Raw genomic sequence first — 14,963 nt, forward strand, 5'->3', positions numbered from 1 at the left:
TACGCAGCATCGGCCGGATCATTTTACTGGCCGGAAAAGAGAACCTCCGTTTCGGAGATTGCGAATGCGTTGCAGCCCGCCAGTTTTGGCTTCCAATAGGTCAGCTCAAAGTTACCGCTGATCCGGCAAAGCGGAAAATCCGTGTAGAAAAAGATCGCAGCATCGGTGCCGGAAACGTTGAGCGCGTAACAATCTGAAATTGCGTAGATCGGGTTCCCCGGAAATTCCCAGATTTTCTCACCTGAAGCTGAGAAGCAAGCGAGCCCAGAGCAACCGACGGGAGGGGGTCCGTCCCGGCCTCCCCAACCGAAATTGCCGAACACACCCTCATCGAAATAACCGACCCAGATGCGGCCAAGACTGTCGATTTGCATCGAGCTTATTCCGTCTCCCAACAGTATTCGCGTTGCCGCGCCCGTCTCGGGTAGGATGATGGCACCGTTGAGGTCGAAATCATCGTTGCTTCGCCACGCGCACCTCGGCCCCGCAACAAGGATTCGTCCATCAGGGAAAACGTCAACCTGGGAAAGGTCAAATCGAGTTCAGGAAGCTCGATCGTGTGCGACGCCATCGACGTCATCCTCACCAGACAAAGCCCCGTCGCTATCTCCGTGCGCGTTCGCGGAAACACGCCGATGCCTCGCTTGTAGGTCGCGGCGAGAGACTCGGCGGTCGCCGTCTCCGCAAACAGGAATAGCAGTGAGCCGTCATTCGCGACAGCGCTCCTGACGAGCGAAAAACCTGGCACGGTCGGGATCGCGCAGAGCTCTCGGAATTGGATCGATACTGCCAAGTACTTGTTCCCGGTACTATTGCCTTAGAATACCGGATCGGCGGTCGCGGGCAATTGCGATGCGTCGCGTCGCAGGCTTGTCTTTGGCATCTCTGGCCACCCCACTGCAAAGACCCTCCGCCATGCACGGCAGCGTCGCGGGATTCTGAGCCATCCGCTCAAGTCGACAGCCAGGCCGGCACCCATCGTTCCGGCCGGGGTGCGCGAACAAGGTCGGTTCGCACCTCGGCAATTGCGACGGGAACGTCATTGATCGCCGGACGCGTCTCATAGTCGAAGCGCGGCAGGATGCGGCCATCGGCCCCCATCGAAAACGACATAGAATACCAGAGGCCGAGATCGGGTTGTGCGCGCCACATGTCGTCGCGCAGACCGCGCAGCAATGGTTCAATCGCGACGACTTCTTCGATCGGCTGGCGGCCCCGATCTAGCACGCGCACCTGATACTGCTGGCCCGCGATCGCGACCTCGAACATCGTGCGATCCCATGGCGTCTTGCCAGGTGGCCGGTGCGCAACCAACTGCTCCGCGAGCCCAGTCATCGCCGGATGCTTTTCCCAAAACGCCTCGCGATCCCTGCACCATTTCTCCATCCATTGGCCGAAGTCCGGCAGTCCGGTCGGCGGCTCCGTCAAACTCCTGAGGTCCCTCACGCGGAAACGTTTGGCCAACCAATCGGCGAGTTCGTCCGTCTCATCCTCGGCATCTTCATGCGGGGTGAAGTCGGTCCACATCACGTCTTCCTCAAATCGCTGGATTGCGATCTTGGCCAGCAAACCCTCGAGCGAAGCCGCGATGATTTCGTATTGGCCTTCGGAGCCCAGCACCACGATCGGCGCATTGGCGACGCTGGTGCCGGCCCCGTACCAGGCGCCGACGACAGAGCCTTCCGGCAACCGCGCAAACAGCGCGAACTGGTCGCGCAGCGGGCTGCCGTCGACGATCGGCGCATTGTCGGAAAAGTCTCCGACAAGCTCGTAGCAGCCGGCATTGCCCCAATCGCGCCCCTTGAGCCAGCCAGCAAAATCAATCAGCAACGGCGGCGCCTCGGTGCCCGGCGGAAATGCCCTGCGGATGCTGTCGATATCGATGGGATAGGAATAGTCGTCGGACACTGGGATGACCTTGTGCGGTTGGTGGGCCCGCCTTGGTCGGCTCCATTATCGAGCCGGTTCAATTGCGAAGCCTGGAATGTGAACCAAGCCGGACCTTCCGGTCACAAAGGGAGACAATTTTCAGATTGGCAACGCGGGTCAGCGCGAGATCGATGATGGCGAGTTTCAAGAGGACTGAGATTGGTTTCCCTGCCGCCAAGGCCATGCTGTGTCTGGTGACCCTGTTCACCGCAATGCCGGCTTTCGCGAAGGCACCGTCTCCCCTGGCGATGGCCCGAAGCTCATGCTTTAGCGGTGGCAAGGCCACCCCTGACCAGATCATCGCGGGCTGCACCGGCGTGATCGCGGCGAAAGGTACGAAGCCAAAAGACCTCGTCGGCGCCTACCTCAATCGTGGCGCCATACCTCACCAAGAACGACAGCGACCGCGCCATTGCCGATTTCAGCGAACTGATCCGGCGCAATCCGAAGCTTGCCGGCGCCTACACCAACCGTGGCGAAGCCTGGCGTCGCAAGGGCGAGGTTAACAGGGCCATCGCCGACCTGGACCGCGCGATCGCGCTCGATCCGAAGGGATCGTTCGCCTGGTTCAACCGTGGAATCACCTACAGCGACAAGGGTGAACCAGAAAAGGCGATCGCCGATTATAATCAGGCGATCCGGCTCAATTCGATCGATCCCTGGTACTACAACAACCGCGGCAACTCCTATGGTGACATCAACGAGTTCAGCCGTGCGATGTCCGACTATGATCACGCGATCAAGCTCGACCCGAAATTCGCACTCGCCTATTTCAACCGCGGCACCGCCTATTGGAATCACGGCGACGAAGCCCGCGCGCTCGCCGACCTGAACACATCAATCCGGCTCGATCCGAACTACGCCGCCGCCTATGGCAACCGGGCGCGCCTGTTCAGGGGCAAAGGCGATATCGAACGCGCGCTGGCCGACCTGGACCAATCGCTGCGGCTGGCGCCTGACGAATATCGCGATGCCTATGCGCGCGGCCTTCTTCACTTTGACCGTCACGACTTTTCACGGGCGCTGTCCGACTTTGACCAGGCGATCCGGTTCAATCCGAAATACGCCGCCGCGCTCAACGCCCGGTGCCTGACACGGGCCATTCTCGGCCGTCCGCAGGAAGGACTTGCAGACTGCAGCGAGTCGCTGAGGCACAGGCCGGACGATGCCCAGACGCTCGACAGCCGCGCCTTCTGCTATCTCAAGCTCGGCCAATTCGACGCGGCGATCGACGGTTTCACGGTTGCGCTCGGCGTCGATCCGAAATTGGCGAACTCGCTGTATGGCCGCGGCATAGCCAAGCGGAAAAAGGGCGATGAAAGCGGCGCAGAGAGCGACATAGCCGGCGCCAGGGCGATCAAAGCCGACATATCAGAGGAATTCCGCCACTATGAGATCGAGTGATGACCAGCTCCCCGCTTGACAGGGCCGGCCATTCGGCTGTATGGGCCTGCGCCATGACATTGAACCGGACCAACCGCCGCGCAGCTTTCCGTCGTCGCTCTTGCGACGATGATGGGCTGCGCCATGTCCGACGACACCGCTGATCAACTAGTTCAGCAACGTTTTCGAGAAGGCCGCACCCGAAAAGTGCGGCCTTCTTGCGTTTCGGCCTGCCCTTTCCCCAAAACCCAAGAAGGAGCTCGACATGACCAACGTTACCCAACCGTTCGACGCATTGATGAACATCACCGCGCGGCCCCCCACCGTCTTCGTCAAGGGCGAAGGCGCCTATCTGTGGGACGACAGCGGCAAGCGCTATCTCGATTTCATGCAAGGCTGGGCGGTCAATTGCCTCGGCCATTCGCCTGCCATCGTCGCCGACGCGATTGCCGCGCAGGCAAAACTGCTGCTGACGCCGAGCCCGGCGTTCTTCAACGAACCCAGCCTCAAGCTCGCCAATGCGCTGGTCGCCAACAGCTGCTTTGACCAGGTGTTCTTCGCGAATTCGGGGGCGGAAGCCAACGAGGGCGCCATCAAGCTCGCGCGCAAATTTGGTACGCTGTACAAGGGCGGCGCGCATGAGATCATCACCTTTGTTGGCGGCTTCCACGGCCGCACGCTCGCCACCATGTCGGCGTCGGGCAAGAAGGCTTTCGAGTCGCTGTTCGAGCCCAAGGTCACCGGCTTTCCCAAGGCGCAGCTCAACGATCTGGATTCCGTCAAGCGGCTGATCTCGAGCAAGACCGTTGCGGTCATGCTGGAGCCGATGCAGGGCGAAGCCGGCGTGTGGCCGGCGACCGATCAATTCCTCAGGGAGTTGCGGGCGCTGACCCAGGAGCGCGGGCTGCTGCTGATCGTCGACGAGATCCAGACCGGCATGGGCCGGACGGGAAAACTGTTTCACTACGAGCATGCCGGGATCGAGCCCGACATCATGACGCTCGGCAAAGGCATCGGCGGCGGCGTGCCGCTGGCGGCATTGCTGGCGACCGAATATGCGTCCTGTTTCGAGCACGGCGACCAGGGCGGCACCTTCAACGGCAATCCACTGATGTGCGCCGCGGGCCTTGCGGTGCTCGAACACGTCGCAACACCCGACTTCCTGAAGCAAGCCGTTGACGCCGGTCTGTTCCTGGAAAGCGAATTGCAGAAACTGTCGGCGCGCCACGGTCTCGGCAACGTGCGCGGCCGGGGGCTATTGCTGGCGCTCGATCTCAAACTGCCGATCGGCGCCTCGATCGTCGCGCAGGCATTTGCGGAAGGCGTGCTGTTGAACTCGCCGCAGCCGGACGCGCTGCGGTTCATGCCGGCGCTCAACGTCACGCGCGAGGAGATCTCGATGATGATCGATTGCCTGGATTCGGTGCTGACCCAGATGGGAGCGGCGCGGATGGTGGCGTAGATCTAAGTCGTCGTCCCGGCCTTGAGCCGGGACCCATACGCCGCGGCCGTTGTAATGGCAGGCGGTCTCTATCGCCTTTTTTCTATCGATGGATCACGCGGTATGGGTCCCCCGATGTGCAATTGCACATCTGAGAGTTCGCCGGGACGACACCAATTGAAAGAGTTTGAGACCTCACGGCCGAAGAATAATCGCCCCGGTCGTCGCCCTGCCCTCCAGGTCGGTGTGCGCCTTGGCGACGTCCTTCAGCGCATAGGCGTGGTTGATCGGAACGTGCAGTTTGCCGTTGATGACGGCGGCAAACAACGTATCGGCGCCCTCCAGCAGTTCGCGGCGGGTGCTGACGTAATCGTTGAGTTTTGGCCGCGTCGCAAACAGCGAGCCGTGGTTGTTGAGTTCGGCGAGCGCGAACGGCGGCACCGGGCCCGAGGCATTGCCGAAGCTGACGAACAGGCCGCGCGGCCGCAGGCAGGACAGCGAGCCCGGGAACGTGGTCTTGCCGACGCCGTCATAGACGACGTCGCACAATTCGTTGCGGCTGATCTGCTTGACCCGCGCGACAAAGTCCTCCTCGTTGTAGAGGATGACGTGGTCGCAGCCATTGGCGAGCGCGAGGTCGGCTTTCGCCTTGGTGCCGACGGTGCCGATCACATGCGCGCCGAGCGCTTTCGCCCATTGGCAGGCCAGCAGGCCGATCCCGCCGGCGGCCGCGTGGATCAGCACGCGATGGCCGGGCTCGACCTTGAAGGTCTTGTGCAGGAGGTACCAGACCGTCAGGCCCTTGAGCATCAGCACCGCGCCCTGCTCGTAGGTGATGTGGTCGGGCAGCTTGACCAGCTTGTCCGCCGGGATCACGCGTTCAGAGGCGTAGCCGCCGAGGTTGAAATAATAGGCGACGCGGTCGCCGGGATGAAAATTGGTGACGCCAGGACCGACGGCCACCACTTCGCCCGCCGCCTCATTGCCGGCGATGAAGGGCAGCCCCGGCGCCTTGTAGAGACCGGTGCGGAAATACACGTCGATGAAGTTCAGGCCGACGGCGTGCTGGCGCATGCGGACCTCGCCCGGTCCCGGCGCCGGCACGTCGACGCTCTCATAGACCAGGGCTTCCGGCCCCCCTACCTTGTGCACGCGCACGGCCTTGACCATGACCTTTTCTCCCTCGGTATCGGCTTCAAGCGCCCCGGCTCGTGGCGGAGCGAAAGCCATCAAGGCCGTATTGTCAACTCGCGGGGGCCTAAACCCGCTGTTTGACTACTTTTTTGCGATTGCGCCGGGCCAGCACGTTGAACAATTCGACCGCGGCCGCGAACACGATGGCGAAATAGATGTAGCCGCGCGGGATGTGGAATTTGAATCCGTCCGCCACCAGCGCCACGCCGATCAGCACCAGGAACGCCAGCGCCAGCATCTTGGTGGTGGGGTGATCGGCCACGAACTTCGCCACCGGTCCTGACGAAACGTACATGATGAAGCAGGCGATCACGACGGCGGCCACCATGATCTCGATATCCTCGGCCATGCCGATCGCGGTGATGATCGAATCCAGCGAGAACACCATGTCGACGACGATGATCTGCATGATCACCCAGAAGAATACGCTCGCGCTCGGCTTGGCCTCGGGCTCGGCCTCGCGCGCCTCCACTTCGGCGTGAATTTCATGCGTCGCCTTCGCGATCAGGAACATGCCGCCGCCGATCAGGATGATGTCACGCCAGGACAGCGTCACGCTTTTCACGGTCAGCACAGGTTCCGTCAGGCCGATCAGCCACACCAGCACGCTGAGCAACATGATGCGGAACACCAGCGCCAGCAGCAAACCGATCTGGCGCGCGCGATTGGCCTGCTCCGGCGGAAGCCTTGAGACGATCACCGACAGGAAGATGACGTTGTCGATTCCGAGGACGATTTCGAGCGTGGTCAACGTCAGCAACGCCACCCATGCTTCCGGGCTGGTCAGTAATTCCATCATGCCTTGAACGATTTCAGTTTGCGGATCACGGCATCGCTGCCGGCGACGTAGATGGCGATCGCGCAGAGTCCGACGGTAATGGGAATGCCAACGGCAAAGTCGCAGGCAATGGTGTAGGCCGCCAGCACGGCCCATGCGGCCAGCAGCCACAGGGTCAGCCAGCGCAGGCGCACGACGCGGATCGGATGCAACACGTGGAACGGCGCGAAGGTCAGCGCGATCAGGACCGCCACGCCAAGCGTGGCAAGCGCCGGCGATGGATGCAGCAGGAACAGGTAGAATGCCGCGACGTTCCACACCGCCGGAAAGCCGCGGAAATGGTTGTCAGCCGCCTTCATGCGGCGGTCGGCAAAATAGAGCGCGCTCGAGGTCATGATGCCGATGCCGAGCAGCGGCGCCGCCAGCGGCAGCAGCAAGCCGCTCGCGGTGATGGCGTAGGCAGGAACGAACACGTAAGTGATGAAATCGACCACGAGGTCGAGCACCTCCCCCGACCAGTTCGGCTGCAGCCGCACCACGTCGAATTTGCGCGCGAGCGGACCGTCGATGGCATCGATGATGAGCGCGACGCCAAGCCAGCCGAACATGGCGGCCCAGTGCTCGCGCACCGCTTCCAGCATCGCAATCAGGCCGACGCCCGCTCCGAGCGCCGTGAAGACGTGGACGCCAAATGCGGCCGTCCGCATCCGGGTCGTAGCGGGAGATGCTATTGGTTCTTGTGTCTGGTCCATTGCTCCGGCAGTGCTAACAGGAATCGCCCCGATTTGCATACCGGCGCTTGCGGCGTTCCGCCGCGCAAATCGGTGGAAACATTTAAGAAGGTCAATGACTTGAAAATGCCGCCGGGAATGTCAATTGTTCCAATATGAACGATGCATCGCCAATTTATGACACCGTTGTGATCGGCGGCGGACCGGCGGGACTGACCGCCGCCATCGCGCTGGCGGAGACCGGTGCCAGGACCGCTCTGCTCGCCCGCCGCGCCCCCTATGCCGACAACCGCACCACGGCGCTGCTGGGCTCCTCCACCGATCTGCTCGAACGTCTGGATGTCTGGCGCCGCTGCCGGGATCAGGCCGCGGCGCTGCGGACCATGCGGCTCGTCGACGACACCGGCCGCCTGATCCGGGCGCCGGAAGTGCGGTTTTCGTCGCAGGAAATCGGCCTCGACCAGTTCGGCTACAATATCGACAACCGGACGCTGATGGCTGCGCTGGAGGAGCGCGCGGCCGAATTGTCCGGACTGACCCGATTTGACGATGAGGCGGCCGCGGTCGATCCGCAGGATGCGATCGTTGCCATCCACACCCGTGCGGGCGGGTCGCTGTCGGCGCGGCTGGTGATCGGCGCCGACGGGCGGCAGTCCCTGTCGCGCGAGGCCGCCGGCATCGACGTCAAGCGCCGCGACCTGCACCAGTCGGCATTGACCTTCAACATCAGCCATTCAAGGCCGCACAAGAATATCTCCACCGAGTTTCATACCCCGCACGGGCCATGCGTGTTCGTGCCCCTGCCCGGCAACCGCAGCAGCGTGGTGTGGGTTTCCGCGGCAAAGGAAGCAGAGCGGCTGATGGCGCTTGGCGACGACGAACTGTCCGACGCCGCGGAAAAGCAATCGCATTCCATTCTCGGCAGCGTCCGGGTCGAGCCCGGGCGCAACCTGTTTCCGCTCTCGATCGAAAGCCTCAGACAATTCGCCAGCCATCGCGTCGCGCTGGTCGGCGAATCCGCCCATGTGTTGCCGCCGATCGGCGCGCAGGGTCTCAACATGGGATTGCGCGACGCCGCCGACATCGCCGATATCGCGGGGCAAGCCCTGTCGCTCGGCGAGGATCCGGGCCCGCCGCAGGTGCTGGCGCGCTATCAATCCGCCCGCCGCGCCGATGTCGCCAGCCGGATGTTTGCCATCGACCTCGCCAACCGTTCGCTGCTCAGCGACTTCCTGCCGGTGCAGTCGCTGCGCGCGGTCGGGCTGCATCTGATCGGCTCGTTCGGCCCGCTGCGGCGGCTGGCGATGCGCGAAGGCCTCGCGCCGTCATGGAAGCGCGTGGGCTAGGAAGTAAACCCGTAAAATCGGAGGCCGGCCCCGTGCTCCGCAACGTAAATCATGCTTTCTCGGTGAATGTTATTTCAATTATACGAGCCTTTTCCAGCATAGCTTCGCGACAGGCCTTTTGGAGATTGTCCATGGCCTTTTGATCGCAGCCGCCTAGAGCTTCGTTGCAATCATCGAATATTTTTACGAGGGCGCGGTCAGAGCAGCTTGCTCGAAGTCGGTTGAGCCTTGACCGCATGGCACCTACATCCAACTTCGGCAGTTGGCCGGACTCAACCCATCGCGGAGTAACCGTCTCCCAGCGATCGCCTTTTTTGAGTTGATCAGGCTGCTCGTCAAAATCAATGATGCGACTGATCAGATTGCTCTCGTTTTCAACATTATGGCATAGGTCGGAAACGTATTCCAAGAAGCTGATAATTGCTGATGCCTGTTGCGGCGACCACAAGTCGGACCAGTCCGCATAGGCCTTCTTCATCTCTTCGTGCCCCTCCGACATGGCCGTGTAAATGGACCAACAGGACAACAGCAGATCATTCTCCGATTCCGGTTTTCTTCCAATCGTGCTCCAGTCCGCGAACGAATTGCAAATCAGGCTGGTGCCATGTTCGATATCACGGAACGCGACGCGTCGTGCGGGACGCCACTTGCGTGTCGTTTCCCATGCGACCCAGCGCGCCGTCAGTGGAGCCACCAGCAGCGCAGACACGATTGCTCCCAAGAGGGACTGGAAAACACTCCTGAAAATATCCCTGGAAAACCAAATCGGTGAGTTGGGGTCGTGAATTACGCTAACAATCCAATCCAACATTGCACTTCTCAAAATTCCAACGCCGAACCTGTCGGCGCAATGATGAAGGTTTGTGTGAACGTATTACCGATGCCGCCCGGTGTGATGGCATAGGGACCTATCACCAGGCCATCGAGACGATGCTCATATGCTCGAAGCGAATGCGCCGTGTACTACGGCGACGGCCTCGATAAAACGGTCTCGGTGCGGGAAGATAAGTAATGCTTCGTCGCCGCTGATCTTCCGCATGCAGCGGACAAGGACAGCGACAACAGATGTACACAGATCGCAGCTTATTCATCTGGAAGTGATCAGGAAGGCATCACGATTCTTCCCGGTCTTGACCCTGCCTTGGCGCAGCAAACCCGTTCTTGAGGAAGACGTTCAGCGCGAGCCGGCTTCAGCTTAGCTTGAGGAGCGCGCCGGATCAGCGCGCCCGTGCCTGTTCGAGGGTTGACGGCATCGTGACCGGGAGGACCGGAGATCAAGCTAGTGCCCACACCGCCACCGCCATCACCCCCGAGGCTAATACACTGGGAATCGCCAATTTTCTGGCCATCACATATCCCGCGTCATCAGTTGGTTCGTCGACCAGAGTGGCCAAATACGTCGCCCGGCGGCGTTGGGCCGTTCGCCAAATATGGGTTGCTCTGATGTCTGCTTCGATCGGTTCGCTCTTCACACGTGGCTCCCAGTGTCTGATGTAGCCACCCTGAACGGCGATTGTTTCAAGCCGTCTTCGTCGATCCCGGAAGATTGTTTCGTCGGTCTCAAATTTGGTTTCATCAGAACGCGTTGCATAGCGTCAGCCATGCGTGGTCATTCTCAAGGAAGCGCCAGCCTGCCGCTCTGGATGAACCACATCACGCTGGTCAGCGTAACGACGGAGGCGAAGGTTCCGATCAGGACGGCGACCGACGCCGGCTCGATCCAGGTGTTGTTCTGCCGCGCGATCACGAACACGTTGAGCGCCGGCGGCAGTGACGCCATCAGGACCGCGGTCGCCGCCCAGGGCTGCGCGAACGGCCCGAGCAGCAGCATCAGACCGAACACGATCAGCGGATGGATCAGGAGTTTGACCGCGATCACGCCGGGCACCTCCCAGGGCACGCGATCGAACGGGCGCAACGCGACGGTGACGCCGAGCACGAACAGCGCCGTCGGTGCCGCGGCGTTCTGCAAAAACACCAGCGTGTTGTCGATCGCAACGGGGGGACGAAAATGCAGCGCCGCGGCGAGCGCGCCGGCGCCGGCCGACATGATCAGCGGGTTCAGCACGATCTGTTTCACCACGATGCCGAGCGTGTGCAGCAGCGAGCGATGCTCGCGGTCGGTGAACGCGATGAGTATCGGCACGATCGAAAACAGGAAAATGCTGTCGCAACAGAAAATCAGCGCAGTCGGCGCCGCCGCCTTGGTGCCGAGCACGGCGAGCGCCAGCCCCGGGCCCATATAGCCGATATTGCCATAGGCGCCGGCCAGCCCGGCCAAAGTGGCCTTGCGCAGCGACAATTCGCCGATGACCCGGCCAGTCACCACGGCAACGATGAAGGCGATCACGGTGCCGAGCGTGGTCGCGATCAGGAATGGCGGGTTGTTGAGTTCAGAAAACGGCGTCTTGGCCATGATGCCGAACATCAGGGCCGGCAGCGAGACGTAAAGCAGGAAGAAATTCATCCAGGCCAGCCCCGCCTCCGGCAGCCCCCGGGTCTTGCCGCAGGCAAAACCGATGAAGATTACCCCGAAATAGGGAATCGCCAGATTGAGGATATCGGCCATGCAATGGGGGTCTTTTCTTCAGCGTTTCGTCAATGTTTTCTTGGGGCTGGCGCCGGATGTGCCAGCCGGACTTGAGAGTTAATTCAACCTTTTGCCCCTAGCATCGGCCACAATCATGGTCTATTCGACGAGGTATGATTAAAGCGCGCACCGCCAAATTCCAGATCGGTCAGATCGTCCGTCACCGGGTGTTTTCATTCCGGGGCGTGATTTTCGACATCGATCCGGTATTCAACAATACCGAGGAATGGTGGTTGTCGATCCCTGAGAACGTTCGGCCGCACAAGGATCAGCCGTTCTATCATCTGCTGGCGGAGAATTCGGACTCCGAATACGTCGCCTACGTCTCGGAGCAGAACCTGCTACCCGACGATTCCGGCGAACCGATCCGGCATTCGCAGGTCGCCGAGATCTTCGTCAAGGACAAGTCCGGCGGCTATCGTCCGCGCAATCCCTCGCTGAACTAGTCCACCTCATTTGTAGCCCGGATGAAGCGAAGCGAAATCCGGGATCAAAACGACCGGCTTCCCGGATTTCGCTTCGCTTCATCCGGGCTACAAATCTCCTCCTGAACGAAAAAGGCGCCCGGACCGGGCGCCTTTTTGTTGGTCGATCGACGCGGCGTTACTTGGCCGCCGGATTGGCATTGCCCGGCGCGCCGCCAGCGGGCGGGTTGGCCTCGAGCTTCTTGCGCGCTTCTTCAGCCCGCTTCTGCAGCTCTTCCTGCAACTTCTGCTGGGTCTTTTCGAATTCCTTGGGGTCGGTCGGCGGGCCGTCATAGGCCTTGGCGAATTCGGCCAGCGGCAGCGGCAGCGTTAGCGGGGCGCCGTTGGAGTTGATCGCCTGAACCACCAGATTCTGGCCCTTCTTCAGGTTGGCCAGCAGTTCCGGGGTCACTTCGTAGTCCGACATGCAACCGTTCTGGAAGCAGATCACATAGGGGCTCTGCGCCGGAGGATTGGCATCGACGATCACGCGGGTGCCGTGCACGAGCTGCATGCCGAGCGGCAGCGTCACGCGCAGGATCTTCTTCGGCTCGCCTTCCGGCTCGATGATGACGGCCGCGATGACCGGCTGGCCGGACTCGATGCGTCCGTCCTTGCCGGTGAAGCAGACCTGCTTGGCGCCGGCGTCCTGCCCCTTGAGGCAGAATTTGGTCCAGGGCGCGTAAATCAGCTGGACCTGCTGGTCCTGCGACTGACCTCCTGCGGGGGGAGCGCCGCCGGCGGCAGCTGGCGGGGCCGGCTGGGCGTTCGGGGCGGCGGGCGCTTGGGCCTTCGGGGCTGCTTTCGGGGCAGCCTTGGGAGCGGCCTTCGGGGCCTCCTTGGGCGCCGCTGCGGGGGCACCGGGGGCCGGAGCCGGGGTTTGGGCCTGCGCACCCGCGACGAGCAACGTCGCGGACAATGCCGTCGCCGCCAACAAGGCGGCAACCCGCCCATGCGGCCGGACGGCCAAGATACGGAAATTCATTGCGGAAAACCCTTTCTGAACGGGAGCGCCCGAAACCGCTGCAGGCACCGACACCTAGCCGTTTGGGCGGCTGTCTCCTAGTCAATTGAGGCGGATACGTGACAGGCGTCACCGCCCTGGTCAATTGCACGCCTTCAATACAGCGGCGGACGAAAAGATCAATGCCGACAAGCATCTTTGGCTGCGGTCCCGGTGGACGCCGAGGCCTGTGGTCAAGGCCTATGGTAAAGCTCACTGGTGTGTGACCCCGAATCAAATCCGCGCGTGCAGATGGTAGCCTTTGGACGTATCCGGCTTGGTATTCTCGCCAGCGTTGTGCTCGCGCTCGGCCTGTTGCCGATGGCGCTCGCGGGCAAGGCCCGCGCTGGTGAAAGCCATGCGATCTCCATGCATGGCGCGCCGGCCCTGCCGGCCGATTTTGCCCACATGCCCTACGCCAAACCCGATGCACCGAAGGGCGGCCGGCTGGTCTGGGGTCTGCTTGGCACCTTCGACAGCCTCAATCCGTTCATCGTCCGAGGCCTCGCCTTGCAGCAGATCAGGGGCTTTGTCGTCGAGAGCCTGATGAGCCGCGGCAATGACGAGGCCTTCACGCTCTACGGGCTGCTCGCCAGGAGCGTCGAGACCGACGACATCAGAAGCTATGTCACGTTCCATCTCGATCCCCGGGCGCGGTTCTCGGATGGCAAGCCGGTAACGGCCGACGACGTGCTGTTTTCCTGGGCGCTGCTGCGCGACCGCGGCCGCCCCAACCATCGCCAGTATTATGCCAAGGTCGCCAAGGCCGAGGCGCCCGACCCGCTCACCATCAGGTTCGATTTCGGCGGCGCGCCCGACCGCGAACTGCCGCTGATCCTCGGCCTGATGCCGGTATTGCCGCGCCATGCGGTCGATCCCGAAACCTTTGAGGACACGACCATGACCGGACCGGTCGGTTCCGGTCCCTATCGCGTCACTGCGGTGCGCCCCGGCGCCAGCGTCACGCTGACGCGCAATCCCGACTATTGGGGCCGTGACCTGCCGGCGAACCGGGGCCTGTGGAACTTCGACGAGATCCGGTTCGATTACTACCGCGAGTCCAACGGCCAGTTCGAAGCCTTCAAGCGCGGGCTCTATGATTTCCGCAATGAAGCCGAGCCGCTGCGCTGGCACGACGGCTATGATTTCCCGGCCGCCCGCAGCGGCGAGCTGATCCGCGACATCATCAAGCCAGGGATGCCGCAGCCGTCGGAGTATTTGGTGTTCAACACCCGCCGTCCGCTGTTTTCCGACGTCCGGGTGCGGCGTGCGCTGACGCTGCTGTTCGATTTCGAATGGATCAACCGCAACTACTTCTTCGGCCTCTATACGCGTGCCGGAGGCTTCTTCGCCGGGTCGGAATTATCAGCCTATGGCCGCGCCGCCGATGCGCGCGAGCGCGAACTGTTGAAACCGTACCTCGCGCATATTCCGCCTGACATTCTCGACGGCAGCTTCCGCCTGCCCGTGTCAGACGGTTCGGGCCGCGACCGCGCAGCGCTGCGGGTCGCCCTCGCTCTGCTGTCCGAGGCCGGCTACGTGCTCGACGGCACCGTGCTGCGCCAGCGCGCGACCAAAGCACCCCTCACCTTCGAGATCCTGGTCACGACGCGCGATCAGGAACGGATCGCGCTGGCCTATAGCCGCGACCTCAAACGCGCCGGCATCGAGGCCAGTGTGCGCGCGGTCGATCCGGTGCAATTCGACCAGCGCCGGCTCGGCTATGAGTTCGACATGCTGCAGAACCGCTGGGACCAGTCGTTGTCACCCGGCAACGAGCAGTCATTCTATTGGGGCAGCCAAGCCGCCGATATCCCCGGCACAAGGAACTACATGGGCGCGAAGGATCCGGCGATCGACGCCCTGATCGCGGCGCTGCTGGAGGCCCGCGAGCGGCCGGAATTCGTCTCGGCGGTGCGGGCGCTGGACCGGACCCTGATGTCGGGCTTCTACGCTATCCCGTTGTTTAACGTCGCCGAGCAATGGATCGCGCGATGGAATCGGGTAGAACGACCTTCAACCATCGCCTTGACGGGCTACCTGCCGGAGACGTGGTGGCACAGACCGGACGCGCAACCCAAATGACGCAAGCCATTGAAGTGAC

14 protein-coding genes are annotated in these 14,963 nt (G+C 62.2%); 5 read left to right on the top strand and 9 right to left on the bottom strand.

The features are described 5' to 3' along the window. Nucleotides 1-23: 23 nt before the first annotated feature. Together JQ611_RS41680 and JQ611_RS11265 are read right to left on the bottom strand one after the other, a co-directional pair. Nucleotides 24-374 carry a hypothetical protein gene (locus tag JQ611_RS41680; protein WP_249133095.1) on the bottom strand — a complete coding sequence of 117 codons (351 nt, stop codon included), beginning with the start codon at nucleotides 372-374 and terminating at the stop codon, nucleotides 24-26. Between the two features lie 577 nt (nucleotides 375-951). Next, nucleotides 952-1,908 carry a hypothetical protein gene (locus JQ611_RS11265; protein WP_212465473.1) on the bottom strand — a complete coding sequence of 319 codons (957 nt, stop codon included), beginning with the start codon at nucleotides 1,906-1,908 and terminating at the stop codon, nucleotides 952-954. Between the two features lie 393 nt (nucleotides 1,909-2,301). On the opposite strand from JQ611_RS11265, the gene JQ611_RS42700 reads away from it, so the two are divergent. Together JQ611_RS42700 and JQ611_RS11275 are read left to right on the top strand one after the other, a co-directional pair. Further along, nucleotides 2,302-3,333 (top strand): tetratricopeptide repeat protein, encoded by a 1,032-nt coding sequence (locus tag JQ611_RS42700; RefSeq protein WP_312011937.1) that lies wholly within the window; start codon nucleotides 2,302-2,304, stop codon nucleotides 3,331-3,333. A 244-nt stretch (nucleotides 3,334-3,577) separates the two neighbouring features. Then, nucleotides 3,578-4,774: an acetylornithine transaminase gene (locus JQ611_RS11275; protein ID WP_212465474.1), complete on the top strand. Its 1,197-nt coding sequence runs from the start codon at nucleotides 3,578-3,580 to the stop codon at nucleotides 4,772-4,774. Between the two features lie 174 nt (nucleotides 4,775-4,948). Here the strand turns inward: JQ611_RS11275 and JQ611_RS11280 are convergent, their stop codons facing one another. The 3 genes from JQ611_RS11280 to pcsA all read right to left on the bottom strand — a co-directional run bounded on the left by JQ611_RS11280 (nucleotide 4,949) and on the right by pcsA (nucleotide 7,477). Then, a complete protein-coding gene (locus JQ611_RS11280; protein WP_212270269.1) occupies nucleotides 4,949-5,923 on the bottom strand; it encodes a quinone oxidoreductase in 975 nt (324 codons plus the stop codon). Nucleotides 5,924-6,011: 88 nt separating this feature from the next. Then, on the bottom strand, nucleotides 6,012-6,746 hold the full coding sequence (locus tag JQ611_RS11285) for a TerC family protein (RefSeq protein WP_192736016.1): 735 nt from the start codon (nucleotides 6,744-6,746) through the stop codon (nucleotides 6,012-6,014). After that, complete coding sequence (gene pcsA / locus JQ611_RS11290) at nucleotides 6,743-7,477, bottom strand: phosphatidylcholine synthase (RefSeq protein WP_212270268.1); 735 nt, start codon at nucleotides 7,475-7,477, stop codon at nucleotides 6,743-6,745. The genes JQ611_RS11285 and pcsA overlap by 4 nt, the downstream gene beginning before the upstream one ends. Before the next feature lie 134 nt (nucleotides 7,478-7,611). Here pcsA and JQ611_RS11295 point away from each other — a divergent pair, with 134 nt between their 5' ends. Next, nucleotides 7,612-8,802 (top strand): UbiH/UbiF family hydroxylase, encoded by a 1,191-nt coding sequence (locus tag JQ611_RS11295; protein WP_212465475.1) that lies wholly within the window; start codon nucleotides 7,612-7,614, stop codon nucleotides 8,800-8,802. Nucleotides 8,803-8,851: 49 nt separating this feature from the next. Here the strand turns inward: JQ611_RS11295 and JQ611_RS11300 are convergent, their stop codons facing one another. The 3 genes from JQ611_RS11300 to JQ611_RS11310 all read right to left on the bottom strand — a co-directional run bounded on the left by JQ611_RS11300 (nucleotide 8,852) and on the right by JQ611_RS11310 (nucleotide 11,371). After that, nucleotides 8,852-9,511 carry a hypothetical protein gene (locus JQ611_RS11300; protein WP_212390757.1) on the bottom strand — a complete coding sequence of 220 codons (660 nt, stop codon included), beginning with the start codon at nucleotides 9,509-9,511 and terminating at the stop codon, nucleotides 8,852-8,854. Nucleotides 9,512-10,076: 565 nt separating this feature from the next. Beyond that, the gene (locus JQ611_RS11305; RefSeq protein WP_212465476.1) at nucleotides 10,077-10,274 is read right to left on the bottom strand and encodes a hypothetical protein; all 198 of its coding nucleotides are present in this window, start codon (nucleotides 10,272-10,274) and stop codon (nucleotides 10,077-10,079) included. Nucleotides 10,275-10,417: 143 nt separating this feature from the next. Further along, nucleotides 10,418-11,371 carry an AEC family transporter gene (locus JQ611_RS11310; RefSeq protein WP_212465477.1) on the bottom strand — a complete coding sequence of 318 codons (954 nt, stop codon included), beginning with the start codon at nucleotides 11,369-11,371 and terminating at the stop codon, nucleotides 10,418-10,420. A 134-nt stretch (nucleotides 11,372-11,505) separates the two neighbouring features. Between JQ611_RS11310 and hspQ the strand changes: the two genes are divergently transcribed. Further along, nucleotides 11,506-11,838 (top strand): heat shock protein HspQ, encoded by a 333-nt coding sequence (hspQ, locus tag JQ611_RS11315; RefSeq protein WP_212031571.1) that lies wholly within the window; start codon nucleotides 11,506-11,508, stop codon nucleotides 11,836-11,838. Between the two features lie 157 nt (nucleotides 11,839-11,995). Here the strand turns inward: hspQ and JQ611_RS11320 are convergent, their stop codons facing one another. Continuing rightward, nucleotides 11,996-12,841, bottom strand: coding sequence for an invasion associated locus B family protein (locus JQ611_RS11320; RefSeq protein ID WP_212270264.1), 846 nt, complete (start codon nucleotides 12,839-12,841; stop codon nucleotides 11,996-11,998). A 270-nt stretch (nucleotides 12,842-13,111) separates the two neighbouring features. On the opposite strand from JQ611_RS11320, the gene JQ611_RS11325 reads away from it, so the two are divergent. Further along, nucleotides 13,112-14,944 (top strand): extracellular solute-binding protein, encoded by a 1,833-nt coding sequence (locus tag JQ611_RS11325; protein WP_212465547.1) that lies wholly within the window; start codon nucleotides 13,112-13,114, stop codon nucleotides 14,942-14,944. The last annotated feature ends 19 nt before the right edge of the window (nucleotides 14,945-14,963 follow it).

This window comes from Bradyrhizobium sp. AUGA SZCCT0182, assembly GCF_018130185.1.
In the GTDB taxonomy this organism is placed as follows: domain Bacteria; phylum Pseudomonadota; class Alphaproteobacteria; order Rhizobiales; family Xanthobacteraceae; genus Bradyrhizobium.